The following is a 23,688-nucleotide window of genomic DNA, read 5'->3' as shown; positions in this document are numbered from 1 at the left end:
TATATGCCATTAATTTCTGTGGTTATCCCAGTTTATAATGGCGAGAAAACCGTCCGAGAAACGAGCGAGTCGGTTTTAAGCCAAACTTTTAAAGATTTTGAATTAATCGTAATTAATGATGGTTCCACAGACAAAACCATAGAAATTATTTCCCGCATTCAAGATGAGCGATTGAAGGTATTTTCATACCCAAATGCCGGATTAGCTGCTAGTCGCAACCGTGGCATTTCTTTAGCCAAAGGGGAATATATTTCTTTTATCGATGCGGACGATATGTGGACTCCCGATAAGCTGGAAGGGCAATTAAAAGCATTGCAAGAAAATCCTCAAGCGGCGGTAGCTTACAGTTGGAGCGATTGTATTGATGAATCAAGTAAAAATTTTCGGAGTGGGACTTACCTTACTTTTAATGGCGATGTTTATGAGAATTTGTTATTAACAAATTTTGTAGACAATGGCTCTAATGCTTTGATTCGCAAGGAAGTTTTTAGCGAAGTGGGAGGTTTTGATGAATCCCTGAAATCAGGTGAAGATTGGGATATGTGGCTGCGGTTAGCTGCTAAATATCATTTCGTTGCTGTTTCTAAGCCGCAAATTTTATATCGAATTACAGCCAGTTCTATGTCAGCCAATTTGGTGAGGATGGAGGCAGAAACTATGCAAGTCATTGCACAAGCTTTCGATCGCGCTCCAGCATCTCTACAATATCTCAAACCGCTGACTAAAGGTAACATTTATAAATACCTTCTTTTCAAGGCGCTTGACTTGACTCCTTCTCGAAAGAGAGGTTTGGAAGGAGTTAGGTTTTTGTGGTATGCGGTGAAATACGATCCGGCTTTGCTACGGCGGCGAGTAATTTGGAAAATATTGTTGAGAATTTTGGTTGTGACGGTACTGCCAAGCAAACAAGCTGAGGTTTTGTTTAATAAACTAGAGCGAGCGGCTGATATTACTACTATATTTATCCACTCTCGACGCGAACCCTAAAAAATGGATATGATATGCCACTCATTTCTGTAATTATTCCGGTTTACAACGGTGAAAAAACCATTCGCGCCACGATCGAATCCGTTTTAAAGCAAAGTTTAAAAGATTATGAATTAATTATCATTAACGATGGTTCCCAAGACGGCACATTAGAGGTTATTTCCCAAATCCAAGATTCTCGCTTGCAAGTTTTCTCTTATTCCAATTCTGGTGTAAGCGTTAGCCGCAACCGAGGAGTTGAAAATGCTAACGGAGAGTTTATTGCTTTTCTAGATGCTGACGATCTTTGGACGCCAGATAAGCTACAGGCGCAATGGCAGGCATTACAAGAAAATCCCGAAGCTGCTGTTGCTTACAGTTGGACTGATTGGATTACCGAGGCGGGTGAATTTTTACGTCCGGGTAGCCACATTACTGCCAATGGAGATGTCTATGAAAAGTTGCTGTTAATTAATTTCTTAGACAATGGTTCTAACCCTTTGATTCGCAAGCAAGCTTTGCTAAAAGTGGGAGGCTTTGATGCGTTGCTTCCTCCTGCGGAAGATTGGGATATGTGGTTGCGGTTGGCGGCAAAGTATCCTTTTGTAGCGGTGCCATTTCCGCAAGTTTTATATCGCGTTTCTGCTAATTCTGCATCTGCTAATGTGAGCCGCTTAGCATTAGGCTCTTTGCACGCGATCAAAAAAGCTTTTGACCAAGCTCCCGCATCTTTACAGTATCTCAAACCCTACAGTCTTTCTAACATTTACAAGTACCTTACTTACAAGGCGTTGGAAGGTTTTCCAGAACGAAAAAAAGGTTTGGCAGGAGCTAGGTTTCTCTGGAGTGCGGTGAGAAATGACCTTTCTTTGCTGAAGACGCGAATCATCTGGAAAGCGGTGTTTAAAATTGCAGCAATGATTATAATGCCGCCTCAACAAGCGGCGTTAGTGCTTACTAAATTGAGCAAATTTTCAGATCTCAACACTTTGCTTACTCAAATTAGGCTAAATCCTTAATTAGTAGGGTGACTGAACGCACCCTACTTTACTAAATCCCCAAGTAATTGTTTAATTGATTGTCCTGCCACAGACCAATTTAAGCGATATTGATACTCGTTAAATGATGACAGAGCGAGGCGTTTGTATTCCTTGTAATTAGTAATATAATTATTAATATAAGTGCAATATTCTGAGATTGGTGCATCAAGTGCAAAAATCTTTCCGTTTAAATTATCTTTGATAATTGTTGGTACACCGCCTATTTTTGTTGCCAAACACGGAACGCCAAAAGAATTTGCCTCGCAGAATACGTGACCGTAAGTTTCTGCACGTGAAGGTAAAATTAAAAAATGGGATTCAGCTAATAATTGATTAATCTTGTGTTCCCCTTCTTTGGTGGATTTGTCGATAAATCCTAAAAATTTTACAAATTTAGGAATTGTTTCGTTAGTTACAGAAGAATCGCACCCAATTACGGTTAATTCAGTAATTAAACCTCTGCTAGTTAGTTCTTTTGCTACTGCTAAGGCGATATCTCCTCCTTTCCTTTCCCATTGAGCGCCAAAAAACAGTAATTTACAGGGGTTTAAAGGTCGGGATTGTACTATATTTTGAATGTCGTTGAGGGTGCGATCGCATTCGATATTTGCTCCCCAAGGCACTACTCTTACTTTATTGGGATCGATTCCATAAATTTGAATAGCTGTTTCTGCCGCCCAGTCAGATGAGTATATCACCAATTTGCATCTGTCGAGTGCAGACTTTTCCAAAGTATAGATATTTTTCTTAGTTTCTTCACACAAATTACTTAAATAAGGATAAAAATTAATCAAAGCGGCTAAGGTTGTATCTGTCCACAAAACTATTGGTTGTTGGCAATTGAGATATGCGATCGGCACTGCATTTTCTGGACAAAGTACTACATCTGAATTTAGCTTAGACAATTTTTGCGAAACTTGATAAGCATAATCTTTCAGCGTTAACTTATCTGCCCAACTATAGTAGTCTTTTTTTTGTAAGTAGCGATAAAAACTCCACTTAGTCCTAGTGATAGGAGCAAAATTTTTCTTTAAAGGGCCAATATAGTCCATTGATACAGATTGATTTTGCAGAGTTTGGGAGATGTAATAACCAGCCCCATAAAGTCCTACTTGATGTTTAAGCCAAGTCGAACTATTCAAAACATCATAAGTTGTCACATAAGATAAATTTATCATATTTAACCGATATTACTACTCAAAACTCGCGATAAAAATTCCACTTACGGGTGTCTTCCGCTTCCTTTTTGAAGGCAATCAATTCAGATCTGGGAGCAAACCCCAGTTCAAAATCTGGTTGGACATATTCAGGCTTGAGAATGCGCCGCATTGGTTCATAAATATGCGCCAAGCGTTCGAGCGCTCGTCGTCCCAAAGATGGTTTATAGTCAATTCTATTAAAGTACCGATAGATGCTATATGCACGGTTTGTAACAATAAATCTACAAACTTTATGGATACTGGGAAAACTTGTATCATCTATGGCTACTACCCCGCCGACATTTAACAATTTATCAACATAGAAGAAATCGATCAGAGTGTGGTCAAATGTGTGCATACCATCAATAAAAGCAAAATCGATCTTGATTCCTTGCGCTTCTAGCTGAGAAAGAGCAAGGTGGGATGGCTGCTGATGGAACTCGATTATTTCTTCATAACCAACTTTCTTGAGGTTATTAAGACCAATCCCTTGCCAGTGAGTTGATTGCATGGGATCTATAATAATATGACGAGAGTTGGGCGTGTTTTTAAGTGCCTCACATATAAAAAGTGCCGAAATTCCGTAGGCAAGGCCAACTTCAAGGCTGACCTTTGGCTTTAATTCATAAATGATTTCCTGTAATAGCTTTCCTTCTTCACTAGAAATGTTGGAATGCAACTTCACTAATTTTCCATCAACAGACTTGACGTAACCACTTTTCAAAATTTCTTCCAAAACACAATTCATCAGACTTGCTCCTAATATTTATAGATTGATAATTTGCCTATAATATCATATCCACCAATATTTTTTTCACTTCTTGACAAGCGACAAACCAGTTTAAGCGGATTTGATACTCGTTAAAGGATGAGAGAGCCAGCCGCTTGTATTCGCTGTAGTTAGTTATTATAGAAGAGATATAGTCACAATACTCCGAATTGCTCGCATCTAGTGCAAAAGTTTTGCCGTTTAAACGATCTCTAATCATTGTCGGTATACCGCCGACATTTGTGGTCAAACAAGGAACTCCAAAGGAATTTGCCTCTGCTAGGACGTGGGGAGTGCAGTCTGCTTTTGAGGGTAAAATTAAAAAGTGAGATTCAGCAAACAATTGATTTATTTTATTTAACCCTGCGCTGGTAAAGGTATCGAGCGCTCCTATCACTTTTAAAAATTTGGGCAGAGGTTCATCAATGGTAGGTTTACATCCAACTACTGTTAATTGGGTATCCAAACCCATTGAATTTAAAATTTTAGTAACTGCGAGAGCTACATCTCCTCCTTTCCTCTCCCAATTAGAACCGATGAATAATAAGTTACATTTACTAGAGGGCTTGGCTTCAACTATGCTTTTAATATCATCAACAGTTCTGTTGCATTCGATGTTGGCTCCGAAAGGGACAACTTTTACTTTGGCTGGAGCGATTTGATAGGTTTGAATTGCTGTGCTGGCAGCCCATTCAGATGAAAATATAATTGCTTGGCATTTTTTAAACGCTAATTTATCCATTTTGATTAAATGATTGATGCTTTCTCTACAAAGTTTAGTATAGTCTGGGTAAAAATTCAGATAACCTACGTAAGCAGAGTCTACCCAAATGACTATGGGGCGATCGCACTTCAGGTAAGACACAAAATTTATATCTGGACACAATACAACATCTACATTAATATTTGATAATTTATCCTCAATTTGGCGGGCGTAATCTTTAGTGAAAATAGGCTCAGCCCAAAAATGGTACAATTTATTAGTAAACCAATTATATAAACGCCTTTTTAGTTTGGGAATTAACGTATTGTTTTGGAGTAAAGGGCCTAAATAGTGCAAAGTTGTATTTTCATCTTCAAGATACTTAGCTATGTAATAGCAACAGCCCCAGTGGCCTAATTGGTTTTTCCGCCAAGAAGAGCGAACTTTATTTTTGACATCAAATTCGGTGATATAAGCTATTTTCATTTTTACTAATCCTTAACGAAAATTCGATAAATTATCAGATAAGGACTGAGTAAATTTCCTATCTTGCACTCAAATTCACAAGTTTTGCCTAAGTCGTTAGCGATCGCATCTTTGTACTTTAGATAGTAACTCAGCACTCTCAAGCTATCCCTGAAAGTATAAAAAGGAATCAATAGTTGCACGAGAGGACGTTGCCAAGGATAAAATCGAGCTAAACGGGTAAGATGAAAGGAAAGACCATATCCTCTGGCAAGTTTAAGCAAATAAGCTTCTTCCAACCGATGGGAGGGAATGTGGTGCCAAATTTCCATCTTTGGATTGTACCAAACTTCCCAATTACTGTTTTGAATATAAAACATTACTTCTGCATCTTCACCAGCTGCCCAAGTTTTCGGATCTCTGCCAGTTATTAACAATTTTTCTGGTGGAGGAACGCACTTTTGCCAAGCTAGCTTGCGGATCACAAAACCTGCACCAGCGGGTATTCGCCGGGGTTTGTCCGATCGCTTGTAGTGAAATGCAGCTTCACCGCGATCGCCCACAGTTAAATATAACTTAACTTGGTCAAAATAAGGAGGCGGGTTTTGGTCAATTTTAGCATGAATTATACCTCCATAAGCTCCAACTTGAGGTCTTGATTGACCAAAATGGTAAGCCTGGGCTACCCAATCTTTTGACGGTATATTGTCATCATCTAAAAAGCCTACTAACTCTTTACTTTTAGCCTCTTTCATTGCCCTTATCCGTGCGTATCCAAGTCCCTGCTTCGGTTCAAAAACATATCTCAATTGAGAATCTTTTCGCCAATTTTGGGCATATTGAGAAACAACATTGACTGTGTGATCGCTGCTGTTGTTGTCAACAAGAAGGACTTCCCAAGCAATACCTTCTATCCCAACTTGCTTTTGCAGTTGCTCTAAGACTTCCGGGAATCGTTCTGCACCGTTATAGGTGCAAATAGCTACAGTAAACTCAACCAAATTTACACACAAGTTTTTTTGCTATACTCTTTTTATCAGGATAGCATATATCTGTTTTGTGGCAAGAGGCAAGTTTTGATAAAATCGTTACAAAACGTTGCGGAATTGCCGTCTGTAACTCGTTCGTGTTAAAGAGTGTATTAATAGCTACTTCATTTTCACGAAAATGCAAAAATTCCAGAAACTGCGTTTGTTGTTAAACCGTATTCAAAACAAGCTTTTGGCAGAATACCGAACGCTAACTAAACCCAGTCTTGTTAAGCTCGAAGGGATTGCGATTCGAGTTGACCCTTATTTCTCCGAACCTATACGAGCATCTATCTATAGAGGTCACTACGAAGCCGATGAGATGAAAATTGTTAAATCTCATCTTTTCCCAAATGATATTGTAATGGAAATTGGTGCAGGAATCGGTCTAATTTCTAGTTATTGTGCGAAAAAGATAGGTTCTGAAAGAGTTTTTACCTACGAAGCTAACCCAGAATTAGAAACTCACATCCGCGAGACTTATAAACTCAATAGCGTCTTTCCAACACTGGAAATTTGCTTAGTAGGAGATCGACCTGGGGAGGAAACATTTTATATAGAAAAAAACTTTTGGTCTTCTTCCATTACTCCCTGGAATCAAAATGCAAGATCTGTTAAAGTTCCGGTAAAATCTTTCAATGAAGAAGTGCGACGCATTAACCCCAGTTTTCTGATTATGGATGTTGAGGGTGGGGAGTACGATATATTAAAGAACGCAGATTTTTACAACATCCAAAAACTGGCGATCGAGTTGCATGAAAAACTTATTGGATCTGAAAAGGTTCAATTTGTTAAAGCTAAGTTGGATGAAGCTGGATTTCAAGTAAATAAAAATTTTTACGGGCGGCAAAAAGTAGGTTTGGAACAGTTATTTTGGGAACGTTTAAAGTAGTTTCTTTATTGGCTAGGACAGTATTTATGGGGAGGACTTCAGTCCTACTATGAAAAAATACCTTTGCTTGTGTAAATATCTTCTCCAGATGTAGAAAGGACTGATGAGGCTGGCCATGTAAAGCTCCATCTGACAAGCAAATACTATATCGTTACGAATTGTTGTTTTATATGTTACTAAGTGGAAGATAATTTTGCGGATATCATTGAGCATATAAGCTAAAAAAGCAAGAGGGCGTTGCCATGTTTTGACGCTGAGCATCCGCGTGTGATAACGGGAGAGTCCAGTTTGGCGGCATATTTTAATTAGATAGTCTTTTTCTAGGCGCTGGCGGGGAATGCGATGGTAAATGACCATTTTGGGGTTATACCAAATTTTCCATCCGGCTCTTTGAATATATAATAATGCTTCTAAGTCTTCTCCTCTTTGCGCGATCGCATCCTCACCTTTTGGCCCAAGCATAAGTTTTTTGGGAACATTTTCCAGCCATACTTGCCTGCGGACAACTAATCCGGCTCCTGGTGGCAGCACTTTTTTGTGAGGTTCGTAGAGGTGAGCATCGTCACCTCTATCTGTCAATCCCAATAAAGAAGCAATTCTCTGAAAATTTTCTGGGGGACTTACTTCAAATTCAGCATAAATCCGACTGCCGTAGGCACCGACATCATCACTAGCTTTCCCAAAAGCATACGCTTCTGCTACCCATTCAGAAGTTGGTAAATTGTCGTCGTCGATAAAGCCGATAAATTTGCCTTTAGCTTCCTCTACGGCGCGTTGTCTGGCAAAACAAAGTCCTTGTTGAGGTTCAAAACAATATTTGAGAGGATAGGCTACAGGCCAGTTTTTTTGGTATTCTTCAACAACTTTTTTGGTGTTGTCGGTGCTGTTATTATCAACAACAATTACTTCCCAGGAAAAGGTTTCTGTTTTGATTTGCGATCGCAGTCGTTCCAGAACATCTGGTAAACGGTTTTCCCCATTGTAGGTTGGTATGGCAACGGTGAAGTCTAGCATTGGGAGACTGGGGAGAGGGGGAACTTGAGATTTCAAATTTGAGATTTCAAATCTCAAATTTGAAATGCCTTAATATTAGGTTTCCACAGCTTGAACTGCTGGCGCGAGAGTGAGAGGCTGTTTTTTGGTGAATATGAGCTTATTATCGATACAGTCGATCGCGATCGTGTCACCGGGAACAAAGGCGTTCTCCAACAGCATGGTAGCGATCGGATTTTCCAGTTCTCGCTGAATCGCTCTTTTGATCGGGCGAGCGCCGTACACTGGATCGTAGCCTGCTTCTGCCAAATGCTCTTGGGCGACGGGTTTAAGCTCGATACTAATTTTTTGGTCGGCGAGTAACTTTTGAATTCGCAGCATTTGAATCCCCACAATTTGGCCCAATTCGCTGCGACTCAGGGTGTGGAACAGGATTATATCGTCAACCCGGTTGAGAAATTCCGGGCGGAAGTGCTTTCTGAGGGCGTCCATCACCTGTTTACGCATTTGTTCGTATTGGGAATCATCGCCAGCGAATTCGAGGATGCGATCGCTTCCTATATTACTCGTCATCACAATCACGGTATTGCGAAAATCCACCGTTCTCCCCTGAGAATCGGTAATTCTCCCATCATCCAAGACTTGCAGCAAAATGTTGAACACATCTGGGTGGGCTTTTTCCACTTCATCCAACAATACCACCGAGTAGGGACGCCTGCGAATTGCCTCCGAAAGTTGTCCGCCTTCCTCATAACCGACGTATCCGGGAGGCGCACCCACCAGTCGCGACACGGAATGTTTTTCCATGTACTCGGACATATCAATCCGCACTAGGGCGTCGTCCGAATCAAATAAAAATTGCGCTAAAGCGCGGGCTAACTCGGTTTTTCCGACTCCTGTAGGCCCCATAAACAGAAATGAACCGATCGGGCGTCCGGGGTCTTTCATTCCTGCTCTGGCGCGACGAATGGCCGCAGAGACTGCGGAGACGGCTTCCTGCTGACCGATTACTTTTTTATGCAGTTGGGCTTCTAATTGCAATAATTTCTGCCGTTCCGATTCCAGTAAGCGACTAACCGGAATACCTGTCCATTTACCGACTATTTCGGCAATATCCGCTTCCGTGACTTGTTCGCGCAATAGGGTAGAACCTTGGGATTGCAGTTTCAAAAGTTCGGCTTCTTTGACTTCGCGTCCGCGCTGCAAACCTTCCAATTTTCCATACTTCAACTGCGCCGCCTTATTGAGATCGTAAGCTCTTTCTGCTTGTTCAATTTGTACGCGAAGTTGATCTTCTTCCTCCTTCAAGGTATTGATTGCTTCTAGGAGTTGCTTTTCACCTTGCCATTGGGAAGAAAGTCGTTCTTGTTCTTCTTTCAATTCGACAATTTCATCTTCAATTCCGCGCAAACGTTCTCGCGACGCTTTGTTTTCTTCCTTTTCCAGGGACAATTTCTCCATTTCCAGCTGCATTAACCGTCGATCGATCGCTTCTAACTCTTCCGGTTTCGAGGTGATCTCCATTTTCAACTTAGCAGCTGCTTCATCTACGAGGTCGATCGCTTTATCTGGCAAAAACCGATCGGAGATGTAGCGATGGGAAAGTGTCGCCGCCGCAACCAGCGCCGAGTCTGTAATTTTAACCCCGTGGTGAACTTCGTAACGTTCCTTGAGTCCCCGTAGAATCGAAATCGTATCTTCAACTGAGGGTTGATTTACGTAAACTTGTTGAAACCGACGTTCCAGGGCGGCATCTTTTTCAATGTGCTTGCGGTACTCATCCAGGGTGCTTGCGCCAATGCAGCGCAATTCACCCCGCGCCAACATGGGTTTGAGCAAGTTGCCAGCATCCATCGCCCCTTGACTGTTAGCACCAGCACCGACGACGGTATGCAGTTCGTCGATAAACAGGACAATTTGCCCTTGGGAGTTGGTGACTTCTTTGAGTACAGCTCTGAGGCGGTCTTCAAATTCTCCCCGATATTTGGCACCTGCAACTATGCTGCCCATATCTAGGGAAATAAGTCTGCGGTTTTTGAGGGATTCCGGCACGTCGCCGTTGACGATACGCTGGGCTAAGGCTTCTGCGATCGCAGTTTTCCCCACGCCCGGTTCTCCTATCAGCACTGGATTGTTTTTCATCCGGCGCGATAGCACCTGGATTACCCGGCGAATTTCATCATCCCGCCCGATTACGGGGTCAAGTTTACCAGCTTTTGCTTGTTCGGTGAGGTCGCGTCCGTACTTTTCCAGGGCATCGTAACGATTCTCTGGGTTTTGATCGCTCACTTTTTGACTGCCGCGAACAAGTTTAACCGTCGCTTCCAGCTTTTTGGCGTCTGCTTCAAAACTTTTGAGCATCCGACGCCCCAATTTTTCGTCTTCGGCAAAGCCCAGCAATAAATGTTCGACGGAAATAAACTCATCTTGCCAAGTTACCCTAGCTGACTCCGCGCGATCGAGCATTAAGTCTAAGCTTTTGCCCAAGTAGATATCCTCGCTCTTGGCAACTACTCTAGTTTGTGCTTTTGCATAAGATTCCAGTTGGGACACCAAGCGGGCGGAGTCAACGCCGGCGCGGTTGAGTATTCGGTGCGCCAGTCCATCTTGTTCCAAAAGCGCGATCGCTAAATGTTCTACCTCTAGATACTGATGTTGATAGCGACGCGCCACCTCTTGGGATTTGACGATCGCTTCCCAGGCTTTCTCGGTAAATTTAGTAGCATCAGTAGGCTGCACAATAATTCCTCTTTGTCAAAGGGTTTCTAAATTCTTACCCCTCATGACCATGATACTGAAAACCATCAGCACTTACCGATCTAGCAATAGGGGGCTGGGGAGAATCAGCGAAACTGTCTATTTTAGATTTCTCTTAGCTTTTCCTATTGTTGCCCAATTTTGAATCGTGCAAACTAGAAGGGAAAAAACAACCGCTAGAATGACAAGAGGATTTTTGAGATGAGCGAGGTTTTCTCCGGTGGCTGTCTATGCGGGGCTGTGCGCTACGAATGTCAGGCATCGCCCTTATTCTCCACGCACTGCCAATGTTCCGACTGTCGCAAAACCAGCGCCACAGGTCACAGTTCCAAGTTAGCGGTCCCCAGGTCTGCCGTCAAAATCTCCGGGGAACTGAAGTTCTACGAATCGCAGGGTGAGAGTGGCAATGTGGTGCGACGCGGTTTTTGCCCCAGGTGCGGTTGTTCCATCTACGCGGAGTCTTCTGGTTTTCCGGAAATGGGATTTATTAGTGCCAGTAGCTTAGACGATCCTTCTATTTTCCAACCCAGCATGGTAATTTTTGCGGCGAGCGCTCCCTCCTGGGATTATACAGACCCACAACTGCCTAAGTTTGACAAGATGCCGCAGATGTAGAAATGGCCTTCACCGACTACTCGATCGCGATTCGCCACTCGTGAAGTTCGTACTTAACGCAGCCATTTTTCACTAGGGGGTCTTGGGAAACTAGAGCTTGCGCCTCTTCCATCGTAGCCGCCTGGAATAGGAGCATTCCGCCCCCGCGTTCGGCCCAGTAGCCGCTACGCGCCTGATGTCCTTTGGCAATCAAATCTTGCACGTAAGCTTTATGAGCCGATACGTATTTGTCAAACGTAGATTTATCGACAATTCCTGCTTCAATTTTGACAAACCAAGCCATTGCAATTAATCCTTTTTGTGCTAATCTTCGCTTTGTAGGATTTTAAAACTATTAGCGGCACATCTCAGTTGGAATTATACTATTGTGGACAAATCAAAAAAACGATTTTTCATCGCACTTTTGCCGCCCCAAGAGATTCAGGATCGCGCTAATGAGATCAAGCAATACTTTGCCGATTGCTATAACAGTCGTCACGCCCAGAAATCTCCCCCGCATATTACCCTGCAACCGCCTTTTGAGTGGGCGATCGATTCAGTTACGGTTTTGGTAGAATCCCTGCGCGATTTTGCCAGTACGCGACAATCGATCCCAGTTACACTGTCGGGATTTGACGCTTTTTCCCCTAGAGTCATTTATATCAATGTTCTCAAGACGCCAGAACTCTTAGCTTTACAAGCAGACTTGATGAACTATATGGAAGCATCATTGGGTATTGTAGATTCTGTTTCTAAAGGTCGCCCTTTCTCTCCTCATATTACAGTTTCCTTTAGAGACTTGACACGGCAGAATTTTAATGCTGCATGGCGGGAATTTCAGGCCCGATCGTTCCAATTTGAGTTCTCTGCTGACGCCCTCACGCTGCTAATTTATGACGGTAGTCGGTGGAATATTTACTCGGAGTTTAAACTTGAAATATAAAATCTGAAATTTTCCGTAAAACAGTGCCCTACCTTCTAGCTGGACAATCTTTAGCGGCTATTATTAGTATCATGGGAATCACATCTCCCCCTACGGTACTTGCTAGTTATACAATTTTGCTATATTCAAGCAAGGAAATTGTCTCGTCTGCGACTGTGCTTAACAGATTGTCCACAAGCCTACTTAACTCTTTATCATGCGATATTAAAGCAAATTTGTATTACCGAAACAAAAATACTTTTTCTTTGCATTCTGCTGCAATTAAGGTTTTTCCATCGCAAATTCTTGGTACAATTGCTGACAAAAGCGGTCTTTTCTCGCCAACGATTACAGTTTGCGACCTTTCTGGAAAATGTTTGAGCTATCGAGGCGATCGGCCCCCAAAAAGTGCCGCCAGTTTAATTAAAGTTCCCATTGCAGTCGTCCTTTTACACAAGTTATCAAAAGATAAGATTAGCTTAAATAAAGATATTTATGTGGAAAAAAGTAACTTTACTGAAGAGGATTATTCCCCGATCGAAGTGGGCAAATATTACTCTTTTAAGTATTTAGTTACAGAAATGATTGCTAACAGCAGTAATATTGCCACAAATCAAATAATTGATTACTTGGGTTGGAATTATATCAATCAAGTATTGAACAGTCTCGGCTATCCCACAACTCGCGTTGCTTACAAGCTAACAGGAGAATTTACGCCACCAACTAGAAATCGCGGCTTTGCATCTAACCTAATTACAAGTAACGAACTGTCAGCGATGATGGTGCAAATTTACAATTGCGAAAATCCCGAATATAATGTACTTATTGATATCTTCAATCGGCAGGTCGATCGGTTGTTGGGATTTGAAGCATTAAAAACATCTGCGGGGCGATGGTTAGGTGAAAAAACTGGAGAAAATACCAAAGTTAGAGGGGCTACATTAGCAGCAGAAATTAACGGTAAAACTTACATTATTACTGTGACTGAAGATAATGGTAAAAGCACTCCCAAAATTCGCGACTGTATTGCCAAAATTGTGGACTATATTGCTAAAAATGGGGGGATTTAGGAAAACTTATGATTGTTCAGGGGTATTTTCTGGAGCTTTTGGCTTAATTCCGCGCAAACGGTAAGCTGTTGAGGGATTGCTGAGAATATGCGCTTCAAAAGCATCGTTGGCTCGATCGAGTAATTCATTGAAAGCATCCAATCTCTCGCAAACTTTCTTTCAATTATCAACGGTTTTCTGAATTATCTCTGGTGGTGGTAGTTTTGGTTTCTCGTTCATAATAAGTTCCAATCCCTCTTGGTTTCTATCAGGGTAGCTTCTATTGCATCAGAAGTAGCTAGAGCTTCTTCAATTGACCTCTCCAAAAAACATTGTAGAGACGTTTCATGAAACGTCTCTACAAGGGTTCTAAGCGACGCACCTTTAATTTCTGGAGAGGTCTACGATCGTATAAGGACTTACTAACTCTTCGGTTTTTGGATAATTGTCTCCACAATGCGTCGCTTAACTTTGGGGTCGATCCCGATCAAGCGGACATATTCTCCAGTATGCTCATTTAAGCAGGATTCCAGAGCTGCGATCGCATCCGACACCTCACTTGTCTCGATGGGAGAACAACTTTGCCAAGATTGAGTCCGAAAACGACGTTCATTCGCGTGTTCCATACCAATCTTATATCCTTTGGCAAGCAACTGACGTACCTGTTCCTGAGTTTCTGCACTTAGTTTAGAACCATTTGGCCGATCGTTGTTGCTGCTAGCGTAATTGACTTTGTAAATTGTCTCAACTTTAGTTGAGTTATTCGCCACTTGATTTGGGATAGGAGTAGCAGGCGCAGGATTTGGCGTTTGTTGATAGTTATTTAATCGTCCTGCATTGTATTCTTGTACTAAGGTTGAATTCTGCACTCGCTGCTGTTCTTGCACCATTAAGTTGCCAAATTCAATTAAGCGAGATAGTCGGAAATCTGGCTTGAGAAAAGTTGGTTTTCCTTCGGCACTATTTACCACACGAGAAGAAATTCTCTCAAAACCAATTTCATGGATAAATTGCCTGATTTGCTCATCATAAACTCTGGATCTCACAGCGCCAAAGAAATCTATGGCTTGATCGATAAAAGTATCGACGAATTGCTCAATCTCTCTGGCAGAAAGTTCATCTTTATCAAAGATACCGGCAACAATGCCAATTTTATCTTCTCTGTTTGGTTCCCAGAAAAACTTCTCCATCCGACCATCGCGAATCAGCGGTGCATATAGGGTGGAAAGGTCATTTCCCGTCACAATAATTGGGACGCGATTTAGTGGGCTTGAGTCATAACTGCCAGGGAGTTGTACGTTTGTTGGGTTATCGGCAATATTCATCAGTGTGGCATTCACTAACTGAGTATTGACAGTGTATTGTGTGCCTCGATCGAAGCGTCCGGCACCTGCATCTAAATCGTTGATCATCAGTGCGATCATTTTGCCACGAACCTTAATCAAATCTGCTGCTTCTCGATATCGCAGACGAAGCAACCGCGCTGGATCTCCAGCATCTGGACTTTCGAGTTCTCCTCCAGAAATGTGAACGGCTTCGATGCCCATTTTCTCGAAAACTAATTCACATTGAAAGGATTTTCCTTCTCCTTTGCGTCCGTGAACTCCCAGGATTAGGGGAACTCTTACTCCGGGAATATCGAGGAAGTTTTTGGTGATATGAACGGCCAGTTTGTCAAGGAAACGGGAAGAGATGTAATAGCTCATTGGTGTGTGTTTTGCGATCGCTCATCCTAGTGTTAAAATTCTATGACATCTGCGCCGGTCGCGGTTTGTTTCTACAATAGAAGTTGACGAGTTCAACTAAAACACCATTTCTCAACCCGAAATCTACCTACAAGTGAATGAAACCAGCGACTTTTTGGCCAAAAACCAGATCGATCGCCTCGATCGCTGGTTAGCTAGTCAACTAACCGACTTCTCCCGTTCCCGCATCCAAAAACTGATCGAACAAGGGTCGGTAAAAATTAATGACCAAATTTGCCCCACCAAAAACAAAATTGTTAAGCCTGGGGATCGGATCTATGTCATCATCCCAGAGGCTGAGATTTCGGAATTACAAGCCGAAAACATCCCTCTGGACATTCTCTACGAAGACGACCACTTGTTAATTCTTAATAAACCCGCTGGATTAGTCGTCCATCCAGCGGCAGGTCACCCAGCAGGTACTCTTGTCAATGCCCTTTTGGCACATTGTCCTCTCGCAGAAATTGGCGGTGTCCAGCGTCCCGGCATTGTCCATCGGCTGGACAAAGATACGACAGGTGCGATCGCGATCGCCAAAACCGACCAAGCTTACCAGCATCTCCAAGCTCAACTTAAAGCCAAAACCGCCCGCCGGGAATACCTGGGTGTCGTCTACGGTTCCCCCAAAACGGAAAGCGGCATCATTGACCAACCGATCGGCCGTCATCTTGTCGATCGCAAAAAAATGGCTGTGATGCTGGAAGAGAAAAAAGGTCGCTTAGCCGTCACCCATTGGCGGGTAGAGGAACGTCTGGGAAACTACACCCTGATCCACTTTCAGCTAGAAACAGGCCGCACTCACCAAATTCGCGTCCACAGTGCCTATATGGGCCATCCCATCGTCGCTGACCCAGTTTACAGTTCGGGACACAAGATAGGCGTCAACCTACCCGGTCAAGCCCTCCACGCTTGGCGACTTTCTTTAGAACATCCTATCTCCAGACAGATGATTCAGGTGACAGCACCTCTTCCGCCTCACTTCGTTACCCTCCTGGAAGTCTTGCGACGGCGAGTAGCCCTCCCCGCTTCCAGCATTTAATTTACGTATCTTTATTACTTTTCATTTACATTTCTATACAAAATCACTCTTTGGCCGTTCGGTTAATTGAGCCCCAATTCCTTATAAAGTGGCGGTTTTAGCGGTTTGTCAAAAAATATAAGATTTATCAATCAAAACCTATAAGTATAAATACTTTAAGAAATGTAACAAATAACTAGAGTAAGGAGAAGTCAAAAGCCTTATTTATAAACGATTTGATGCGTTTATCCGTACCGAGAGAAGCCAATTAACAATTTGTAATATATTAAGCCTGAACGGCAGTGTATAAACATAACCTGTAGGGACTTACAGACAGGCAAAAGTAAGAGAAAGTACTGATTAAGCAACTTTTCGCTTTTCTCATAAAAAGGTGAAAATTTCTCAGAATTATCCCCTATCCTTATAAAAGGCTCCCTCAAAGGAGCAAGTGGTAGGGGCAGTAACTTGAAAAGTGCTTTTGACATTTGTCTGTTATTGACCCCGGTAAGCTGATTCAAAGTTTGAATTGGCGTAATTACCGAAATACCAGTTTTTAAGCAAAAAACCCTCTCAAACCAAAGAAAGTTAGGAGATTGAATTAATGTTAGACGCATTCGCCAAAGTTGTTTCTCAGGCAGATGCCAAGGGTGAATTCCTCAGCGCTTCTCAGCTGGATGCTTTAACCGGCTTAGTTCGCGACGGAAACAAGCGCTTGGATGTCGTTAACCGCATCACCAGCAACAGTTCCACCATTGTTGCCAACGCCGCTCGCGCTCTGTTTGCTGAACAACCTCAGCTAATTGCTCCTGGTGGCAACGCTTACACCAACCGTCGCATGGCTGCTTGCTTGCGCGACATGGAAATCGTTTTGCGTTATGTAACTTATGCAATCCTGGCTGGTGACTCCAGCGTGCTAGACGATCGCTGCCTGAATGGCCTACGCGAAACCTACCAAGCTCTGGGTACCCCCGGTTCTTCCGTAGCTGTTGGCGTTTCCAAGATGAAAGAAGCCGCAGTTGCGATCGCTAACGACCCCAGCGGAATCAGCCAAGGCGATTGCAGCTCTTTGATTTCTGAAGTAGCCAGCTACTTCGATCGCGCTGCCGCTGCCGTTGCTTAATAACTTTTGAGTCCTGAGTAGGGATTTAATCCCGCACTCAAACAACTCAAACCGCGATTTTTCGCACCCTAGTTAGGAAACTTTGCAAAGTATTCTGGAGATAACGAAAAGATGAAGACCCCTATTACTGAAGCGATCGCAGCAGCCGATACTCAAGGCCGTTTTCTGGGCAACACCGAACTGCAAGCAGTTCGCGGTCGGTTTGAACGCGCCACTGCCAGCATGGAAGCAGCTCGCGCCCTGACCAACAACGCTCAAAAGCTGATCGATGGTGCTGCTAATGCAGTTTACCAAAAATTCCCCTACACCACCCAAATGCAGGGTGCCAACTTCGCCTCCACCCCCGAAGGCAAGTCCAAGTGTTCTCGTGACATCGGCTACTACGTCCGTATGGTGACCTACTGTCTGGTTGCCGGTGGCACAGGCCCAATGGACGAGTTCTTGGTTGCTGGCTTGAGCGAAATCAACGCAGCTTTCGATCTATCTCCTAGCTGGTACGTTGAAGCCCTCAAGTACATCAAAGGCAATCACGGTCTGAGCGGCCAAGCTGCTAACGAAGCTAACACCTACATCGACTACGCGATCAATGCTCTGAGCTAATCGATCGCTATGGCCCGGAGGGGTATGCAGGTGCTGGTTATGAAACTCGCAGTTGCTTATTTCTCCGGGCATTGTTGTATTTAAGAGAAGCTGTGTTTGTTGGGAGAAATTTAAAGTGGCGATAACAGCAGCAGCATCCCGTTTGGGAACAGCAGCTTATGGTGAAGCAGCAAGGGTAGAACTAAGACCTTATGCAACCAAGGAAGATATCGAGAATGTAATCCGCGCCACGTACCGTCAGGTTCTGGGCAATGATTATTTGATGGCTTCCGAACGTCTGGTTAGTGCCGAATCGCTTCTGCGAGATGGAAATTTGACAGTCAAAGAGTTTGTACGCGCCGTAGCTAAATCGGAGCTATACAAAACCAAGTTTTTCTACAACAGTTTTCAAACCCGGTTGATCGAGCTGAACTACAAACATCTACTGGGACGTGCCCCTTATGACGAATCAGAGGTGGTTTATCACCTCGATTTGTACGAGAACAAGGGTTACGACGCTGAAATAGACTCCTACATCGACTCTCAGGAGTATCAAGCCAACTTCGGCGACAACATTGTTCCCTACTATCGTAGCTTTGAGTATCAAGCAGGGCAAAGAAGCGTAGGTTTCACGCGGATGTTCCGCTTGTACCGGGGTTATGCCAATAGCGATCGCGCTCAAGTAGAAGGCCGTAACTCTCGTCTCGCCACCGACCTGGCGCAGAATGTCGCTTCCTCGATTATCAAGCCTTCCGGTAGCGATGACACCTGGTCTTACTACCGCGCATCCAGGGATGTTGCCCCCCGTAACTGCTTGGGTGGTTCTTATGGTGAAAGTGGCCGCGTTTACCGCATCGAAGTAGCCGGTATTCGTCAGCCGGGATATCCCGGTGTCCGCCGTAGCAGCACCGCTTTCTTGGTGCCTTACGAAAATCTGCTTCCCAAAATGCAGCAAATTCATAGCTCAGGCGGCAAAATCGTAAGCGTCAACCCAGCCTAAGAATTTTAGATTTTAAATTTTGGATTTTGGATTGAAATTAAATCTAAAATCTCAGATTGGAAATCTGAAATTAAAATCACAGGAGGTACTAAAACAATGCTTGGTCAAACCGCCATTGGTAGCGCTGCAAACACGCCTTCTGGTAGCCGTGTTTTTCGTTACGAAGTTGTTGGCTTACGCCAAAACGAAGAAAACGACAAAAATAACTACGCTATTCGTCGCAGCGGCAGCGTATTTGTCACCGTCCCATACAGCCGCATGAATGAAGAAATGCGGCGCATTACTCGTCTTGGCGGCCAAATCGTCAGCATTCAGCCCTGGGGTGCTGAAGAAGCTGCCGCATCCGCAAAATCAGACAAATCAGAAGATTAACTGAGAAAGTGTTTGCACTCTGAATCATGCAGGAGTCCAATCCAGAGGCGGATGGTGAAACAGAAGTTTCTCCGTCGCTAACGGTAGAACAGGCGATCGCCAATCTCACCCACGAAGATGTGAGTCTCCGGTATTATGCCGCTTGGTGGCTGGGAAAATTCCAGATCGACACACCAGCAGCAGTGAACACCCTGATCGCAGCTTTAAACGATGAGGCTGACCGAACAGAGTTAGGAGGCTACCCCCTACGGCGCAATGCCGCAAGGGCGCTGGGAAAAATAGGAGATATTAAGGCTGTACCTGCCCTAATTGAGTGTTTGGATGGCTCCGACTTCTATGTACGAGAAGCAGCTGCTCAGTCGCTGGGTATGCTGGGCAACCCAGCTTGCATTCCAGCGCTGAAGCAGCTGCTATTTGGTGGAATAGCAGCTGCCGTACAAGTACCGGGGATGCCCCATTTAGCACAACCCTACGAAGCTGTAATGGAAGCCTTGGGAACGCTCCAGGCAACTGAAGCCATTCCCCTGATTAAACCCTTCCTGGAACATCCAGTAGAGCGAGTGCAGTACTCTGCCACCAGGGCTATGTACCAGCTGACCAAAGAGTCAGTATATGGGGAAAGCCTAGTTAAAGCTTTGGCCGGAAAAGATATTCAATTGCGCCGGGTGGCTTTGTCTGACCTTGGTGCTATAGGCTATTTACCGGCTGCTAGTGCGATCGCCCAATCGGCGGTAGAAAATAGCTTTAAGCTCATAGCTCTCAAAGGCTTATTAGAAAACCAACTTGAGCCTTTCAAACCTGAATCGCTCAACGACGGGGCTGTCAAAGTCATGAACCTGATGGATACCCTCTTGTAGAAAGGGGCTACTGCGTCGGGGCTAGGGGAAAGAGCAGGTGAAGCAATGACTAATGACCTTATTCAGGCTGTCGAACAAGCAGATACCCCCGCAACTCTGATCGCAGCAGTACGCGCCTTAGCAGATGCCCGTTTAGAAGCTGGAATTCCTACCCTAATCGCCGCTTTGGGCTACAACAACCCAGGCGCAGCATTAATAGCCGTTGAAGGGTTGATTCAAATGGGGGAATCGGCTGTAGGGCTTTTACTAGAAAAACTGGATGGGTACAACTACGGCGCGAGGGCTTATGCCATACGCGCCTTAGCCGCGATCGCAGATCCGCGTTCCCTAGAAGTCTTGAACACAGCAGCTCTAAACGACTTTGCCCCCAGCGTCCGCCGTGCTGCCGCCAAAGGATTAGGAAACCTCCACTGGCACAAACTTTCCCCAGAACAGATTCAATCCGCCCAAGAAAAAGCTTTTTACACGCTTCGACAAGTCTCCCAAGACTCAGACTGGTCGATTCGCTATGCAGCCATTGTAGGCTTGCAATTACTGGCTAAAGAGCCGGGAATCAAACCCCATATCCAAACCCACTTACAGCAAATGCTCGGATCGGAAAGCGATCGAGCAGTTCGCGCGAGAGTTCAATTAGCAACCCTCAGTAGTTAGTCGTTAGAAGTCAGTCGTTAGTCGTTAAATACAACTAACAACCAATAACTAACACCATCAAGTTACAACTAGCAACTTACAACTACTTAAAAAATGCCAATTCCCATCCTAGAAATTACACCAAGCACACAAAATCAGCGCGTAGAAGGCTACGAAGTTCCTGATGAAGACGATCCCATTAATTATCGGTTAACCAATACTTCATCAGAGTATGAAGTTAACGAAATAATCTGGGCTGCCTATCGCCAAATCTTCAGCGAACAGTTGATCCTCAAAAGCAACCGCCAACTTTCCTTAGAGTCCTTATTGCGGAATCGCTCTATTTCAGTGCGAGAGTTTGTCCGGGGACTCGGCAAATCCGAAGTATATCGGCAACTTGTAGGTGAAACCAACTCCAACTACCGTTTAGTTGACATCACTTTCAAACGCTTTCTCGGACGCGCTACTTACAATAAAGACGAGCAAATCTCCTGGTCAATTGTAATAGCAACCAAGGGATTACATGGCTTTATTGACGCTATTGTTGATAGCGAGGAATATGTCCAGAACTTTGGAGATGACCTCATACCCTATCAACGCCGTCGATTCAACGAAAGACCCTTCAACTTAGTAAATCCCCGTTACAGCGACTATTGGCGCACTCGCCTGATTCAAATTGAAGGCCGCAGCTATTATCAAGTGCGGACCTACGGTACAGGGGAACCAGAAAAACAAGTTGCTCGTAAAGGCATTCCCGACAACTTCCTGGCAATGGCGCGGAGCATCGTTACCCCCCAAGTTAATTACCAGCGGTACAAAGACCGGGCAATCAATCAGACCAGAAGTGTCAATCTTCCAGATATGACTCGTCAGGGAAGCACTGTTAAACCAGCAGTCAGTCATACGGAAGTTGCGCTCCCCTATCGCTATGTTTCCACAGATCCCAAAGCATAGCGCTAATACCGATTAGCAGAGCGAAACTAAAAACTCAAACCTCAAAACTGCTTATGTCCATACCTTTGCTTACATACAAACCCTCCTCGCAGAACCAGCGAGTAGCGGGTTACGAAGTGGCCAACGAAGAAACACCCAGAATCTATCGCATAGAAGACTGCATAGACGATAGGGATGTCCAGGAATTAATCTGGGCTGGCTACCGTCAAATTCTCAGCGAACACGAAATCCTCAAATCTTTTCGTCAAATTGCGTTGGAATCTCAGGTAAAAAATCGGGCGATTACTGTCCGGGACTTCATCCGTGGTTTGGCGAAGACTGAGGCATTCTACCGTTTAGTTGTAGAAACAAACTCCAACTATCGCGTCGTCGAACTTTGCCTCAAACGCATCTTGGGCCGTGCCCCATATAACAAGGATGAAGAGATTGCCTGGTCAATTAAAATCGCTACCAGCGGTTTATGCGGCTTCGTTGACGCCTTGATCGATAGCGAAGAATATCAGACCAATTTTGGCGACAACACGGTGCCTTATCAGCGCCGTCGCTACAAAGACCGTCCTTTTAACTTGGTGACCCCTCGTTACGGCAACTACTGGCGCGACAAACAAGAAGACGAACGCTACAAGTGGGGCGATGTCCGTAACTTCCTTGATTTGGCACGTTCTCTCCAAATCAAGGAAGTTACCCAAAATCTGAACGTTTCAACGGCTAATATCAAAATTCCCGACACGACAAGGGATAATAAGCCTGAAGGGATTCCGGTGTCGATTAACTCAAGCACGAGTTTTCCGCAACGCCGGTAAGGGAATTTCAAATTCAAGATCTCAGATTTAAAGTTGAATTTTTCAATCTGCAATCTGAATTTTACGATTTGAAGTTACCTTTTTGACCAACGTATTTACTTTTCAACCACATTAGGAGGCTTTTGCATGGCACTATCGTTGCTTTCATATAAACCTTCATCCCAAAACCAGCGCGTTAAAAGCTTTGGCGTAGCGGATCTTAATGAAGATACGCCTTATATCTATCGCCTAGAAGATGCCGGTTCTCCCTACGAGATTAAGGAACTGATTTGGGCAGGTTATCGCCAAGTATTCAGCGAACACGAAATCCTCAAGTTCAACCGTCAAATTGCGGTGGAAACTCGTCTCGCCAATCGTTCCATTACGGTGCGCGACTTGATCCGTGAATTGGCGAAGTCAGAGGCTTTTTATCGTTTAGTTGTCTCGGTCAATAATAATTATCGACTGGTACAAATCTGCCTCAAGCGTTTTTTGGGTCGTACTTCTTACAACAAAGACGAAGAAATCGCTTGGTCAATTGTGATTGCAACCAAGGGCTTTAGCGGCTTTGTGGATGCACTGGTTGATAGCGATGAGTATACCGCAGCGTTTGGGGATTTCACTGTACCCTACCAACGCAAGCGGATGGAGGCGCGTCCGTTCAATTTGGTGACACCCCGCTACGGCGTGGACTTCCAAGAATCAGCTGGTACTGTCAAAACCGATTGGCGTTTTGCGTTGGAGAAGTTCTACAGCCGCAAAGAACAGGAACGGAAACTGCCCGAAGGCGACCCCCGCAAGTTCAGCGGTATGGCGTCGTCGGTCAATACCAAGCGCAATTACGCGCAACGCCTGTCTGCGTTTGACATCGATTACCTGAACAAGGTGCCCAAGCGCCGCTAAGGTTCTGGCTGAGTTTCTCTAAATCACTTTTTGCTTTAAAGACTGGGTTTAGTTTCCGCTTAATAATGACTGGCTGACGTTATAGCGTTTGTTGGTTGTTGAGCTAGGCGGAAATTAAGCCCAGTCATTGTAGTTATAGTGTTAGTGTTTTTAACACAGTCAGATTATGTCTGTCAACTTATTTGATTCCGCCTACTATCGTGCTGCCAACTCAGATTTATAGCTAGGGACTAGGGGCTTTCTTGCTAGGGACTAGGGAAGAGGGAAGAGGAAAGGCTCTTCCGTACTTACTATGCTATTTGAGTAGAGGGGGAGAGGGGGAGAGTGGGAGAGGGGGAGAGTGGCAGAGTG

At 44.2% G+C, this 23,688-nt stretch carries 25 protein-coding genes; 16 read left to right on the top strand and 9 right to left on the bottom strand.

The genetic code is table 11. The features are described from left to right. Window positions 1-3 precede the first annotated feature (3 nt). Both LAY57_RS12330 and LAY57_RS12325 read left to right on the top strand, forming a co-directional pair. Window positions 4-987 (top strand): glycosyltransferase, encoded by a 984-nt coding sequence (locus LAY57_RS12330; RefSeq protein ID WP_249066915.1) that lies wholly within the window; start codon window positions 4-6, stop codon window positions 985-987. Window positions 988-1,001: 14 nt separating this feature from the next. Further along, window positions 1,002-1,985: a glycosyltransferase gene (locus LAY57_RS12325; protein WP_249066913.1), complete on the top strand. Its 984-nt coding sequence runs from the start codon at window positions 1,002-1,004 to the stop codon at window positions 1,983-1,985. Window positions 1,986-2,008: 23 nt separating this feature from the next. Here the strand turns inward: LAY57_RS12325 and LAY57_RS12320 are convergent, their stop codons facing one another. Genes LAY57_RS12320 through hpsE (LAY57_RS12305) form a run of 4 tightly spaced genes read right to left on the bottom strand, consistent with a single transcriptional unit; the run spans window position 2,009 to window position 6,143 of the window. Then, complete coding sequence (locus tag LAY57_RS12320) at window positions 2,009-3,184, bottom strand: glycosyltransferase family 4 protein (protein WP_249066911.1); 1,176 nt, start codon at window positions 3,182-3,184, stop codon at window positions 2,009-2,011. A gap of 19 nt (window positions 3,185-3,203) precedes the next feature. Continuing rightward, window positions 3,204-3,953 (bottom strand): class I SAM-dependent methyltransferase, encoded by a 750-nt coding sequence (locus tag LAY57_RS12315; RefSeq protein ID WP_249066909.1) that lies wholly within the window; start codon window positions 3,951-3,953, stop codon window positions 3,204-3,206. A 37-nt stretch (window positions 3,954-3,990) separates the two neighbouring features. Then, the gene (locus LAY57_RS12310) at window positions 3,991-5,163 is read right to left on the bottom strand and encodes a glycosyltransferase family 4 protein (RefSeq protein ID WP_249066906.1); all 1,173 of its coding nucleotides are present in this window, start codon (window positions 5,161-5,163) and stop codon (window positions 3,991-3,993) included. A gap of 5 nt (window positions 5,164-5,168) precedes the next feature. Beyond that, on the bottom strand, window positions 5,169-6,143 hold the full coding sequence (hpsE, locus tag LAY57_RS12305) for a hormogonium polysaccharide biosynthesis glycosyltransferase HpsE (protein WP_249066905.1): 975 nt from the start codon (window positions 6,141-6,143) through the stop codon (window positions 5,169-5,171). Between the two features lie 166 nt (window positions 6,144-6,309). On the opposite strand from hpsE (LAY57_RS12305), the gene LAY57_RS12300 reads away from it, so the two are divergent. Continuing rightward, window positions 6,310-7,062, top strand: coding sequence for an FkbM family methyltransferase (locus tag LAY57_RS12300; RefSeq protein ID WP_249066902.1), 753 nt, complete (start codon window positions 6,310-6,312; stop codon window positions 7,060-7,062). 24 nt (window positions 7,063-7,086) lie between these two features. Here LAY57_RS12300 and hpsE (LAY57_RS12295) read toward each other — a convergent pair whose 3' ends face one another. Together hpsE (LAY57_RS12295) and clpB are read right to left on the bottom strand one after the other, a co-directional pair. After that, entirely contained in the window at window positions 7,087-8,076 is a 990-nt protein-coding gene (hpsE, locus tag LAY57_RS12295; RefSeq protein WP_249066900.1) for a hormogonium polysaccharide biosynthesis glycosyltransferase HpsE, read from the bottom strand. Window positions 8,077-8,151: 75 nt separating this feature from the next. Beyond that, complete coding sequence (gene clpB / locus LAY57_RS12290) at window positions 8,152-10,794, bottom strand: ATP-dependent chaperone ClpB (protein ID WP_249066898.1); 2,643 nt, start codon at window positions 10,792-10,794, stop codon at window positions 8,152-8,154. Between the two features lie 219 nt (window positions 10,795-11,013). Between clpB and LAY57_RS12285 the strand changes: the two genes are divergently transcribed. Continuing rightward, window positions 11,014-11,427 (top strand): GFA family protein, encoded by a 414-nt coding sequence (locus LAY57_RS12285; protein ID WP_249066897.1) that lies wholly within the window; start codon window positions 11,014-11,016, stop codon window positions 11,425-11,427. A 16-nt stretch (window positions 11,428-11,443) separates the two neighbouring features. On the opposite strand, the gene LAY57_RS12280 is transcribed toward LAY57_RS12285, so the two are convergent. Continuing rightward, window positions 11,444-11,710 carry a YciI family protein gene (locus LAY57_RS12280; RefSeq protein ID WP_249066896.1) on the bottom strand — a complete coding sequence of 89 codons (267 nt, stop codon included), beginning with the start codon at window positions 11,708-11,710 and terminating at the stop codon, window positions 11,444-11,446. Window positions 11,711-11,794: 84 nt separating this feature from the next. Between LAY57_RS12280 and LAY57_RS12275 the strand changes: the two genes are divergently transcribed. Together LAY57_RS12275 and LAY57_RS12270 are read left to right on the top strand one after the other, a co-directional pair. Further along, complete coding sequence (locus tag LAY57_RS12275) at window positions 11,795-12,349, top strand: 2'-5' RNA ligase family protein (protein ID WP_249066895.1); 555 nt, start codon at window positions 11,795-11,797, stop codon at window positions 12,347-12,349. A 23-nt stretch (window positions 12,350-12,372) separates the two neighbouring features. Further along, the gene (locus LAY57_RS12270) at window positions 12,373-13,398 is read left to right on the top strand and encodes a serine hydrolase (RefSeq protein WP_249066894.1); all 1,026 of its coding nucleotides are present in this window, start codon (window positions 12,373-12,375) and stop codon (window positions 13,396-13,398) included. Window positions 13,399-13,404: 6 nt separating this feature from the next. Here the strand turns inward: LAY57_RS12270 and LAY57_RS35825 are convergent, their stop codons facing one another. Both LAY57_RS35825 and LAY57_RS12265 read right to left on the bottom strand, forming a co-directional pair. Next, window positions 13,405-13,539, bottom strand: coding sequence for a hypothetical protein (locus LAY57_RS35825; protein ID WP_275993894.1), 135 nt, complete (start codon window positions 13,537-13,539; stop codon window positions 13,405-13,407). 260 nt (window positions 13,540-13,799) lie between these two features. After that, a complete protein-coding gene (locus tag LAY57_RS12265) occupies window positions 13,800-15,083 on the bottom strand; it encodes a RuBisCO small subunit-like domain-containing protein (protein ID WP_249066893.1) in 1,284 nt (427 codons plus the stop codon). Between the two features lie 133 nt (window positions 15,084-15,216). Here LAY57_RS12265 and LAY57_RS12260 point away from each other — a divergent pair, with 133 nt between their 5' ends. The 10 genes from LAY57_RS12260 to cpcG4 all read left to right on the top strand — a co-directional run bounded on the left by LAY57_RS12260 (window position 15,217) and on the right by cpcG4 (window position 23,337). After that, window positions 15,217-16,161, top strand: coding sequence for an RluA family pseudouridine synthase (locus LAY57_RS12260; RefSeq protein WP_249066892.1), 945 nt, complete (start codon window positions 15,217-15,219; stop codon window positions 16,159-16,161). A gap of 580 nt (window positions 16,162-16,741) precedes the next feature. After that, window positions 16,742-17,260: a C-phycocyanin subunit beta gene (gene cpcB, locus LAY57_RS12255; protein WP_249066891.1), complete on the top strand. Its 519-nt coding sequence runs from the start codon at window positions 16,742-16,744 to the stop codon at window positions 17,258-17,260. A 111-nt stretch (window positions 17,261-17,371) separates the two neighbouring features. Further along, a complete protein-coding gene (gene cpcA, locus LAY57_RS12250; RefSeq protein WP_249066890.1) occupies window positions 17,372-17,860 on the top strand; it encodes a C-phycocyanin subunit alpha in 489 nt (162 codons plus the stop codon). Window positions 17,861-17,975: 115 nt separating this feature from the next. Then, window positions 17,976-18,839, top strand: coding sequence for a phycobilisome rod-core linker polypeptide (locus LAY57_RS12245; protein ID WP_249066889.1), 864 nt, complete (start codon window positions 17,976-17,978; stop codon window positions 18,837-18,839). Between the two features lie 96 nt (window positions 18,840-18,935). Beyond that, complete coding sequence (cpcD, locus tag LAY57_RS12240; RefSeq protein ID WP_249066888.1) at window positions 18,936-19,211, top strand: rod-capping linker protein CpcD; 276 nt, start codon at window positions 18,936-18,938, stop codon at window positions 19,209-19,211. A 26-nt stretch (window positions 19,212-19,237) separates the two neighbouring features. Then, window positions 19,238-20,068, top strand: coding sequence for a C-phycocyanin alpha-cysteine-84 phycocyanobilin lyase subunit CpcE (cpcE, locus tag LAY57_RS12235; protein WP_249066887.1), 831 nt, complete (start codon window positions 19,238-19,240; stop codon window positions 20,066-20,068). A gap of 45 nt (window positions 20,069-20,113) precedes the next feature. Beyond that, window positions 20,114-20,719, top strand: coding sequence for a C-phycocyanin alpha-cysteine-84 phycocyanobilin lyase subunit CpcF (gene cpcF / locus LAY57_RS12230; RefSeq protein ID WP_249066885.1), 606 nt, complete (start codon window positions 20,114-20,116; stop codon window positions 20,717-20,719). 93 nt (window positions 20,720-20,812) lie between these two features. Beyond that, window positions 20,813-21,652: a phycobilisome rod-core linker protein CpcG1 gene (cpcG1, locus tag LAY57_RS12225; protein ID WP_249066883.1), complete on the top strand. Its 840-nt coding sequence runs from the start codon at window positions 20,813-20,815 to the stop codon at window positions 21,650-21,652. A 53-nt stretch (window positions 21,653-21,705) separates the two neighbouring features. After that, window positions 21,706-22,455, top strand: coding sequence for a phycobilisome rod-core linker protein CpcG2 (cpcG2, locus tag LAY57_RS12220; protein ID WP_249066881.1), 750 nt, complete (start codon window positions 21,706-21,708; stop codon window positions 22,453-22,455). A 126-nt stretch (window positions 22,456-22,581) separates the two neighbouring features. After that, window positions 22,582-23,337 (top strand): phycobilisome rod-core linker protein CpcG4, encoded by a 756-nt coding sequence (gene cpcG4 / locus LAY57_RS12215; RefSeq protein WP_249066879.1) that lies wholly within the window; start codon window positions 22,582-22,584, stop codon window positions 23,335-23,337. Window positions 23,338-23,688 lie beyond the last annotated feature (351 nt).

The organism is Argonema antarcticum A004/B2 (assembly GCF_023333585.1).
GTDB classification, from domain to species: domain Bacteria; phylum Cyanobacteriota; class Cyanobacteriia; order Cyanobacteriales; family Aerosakkonemataceae; genus Argonema; species Argonema antarcticum.
This window is presented reverse-complemented; position numbering and strand designations above follow the sequence as displayed.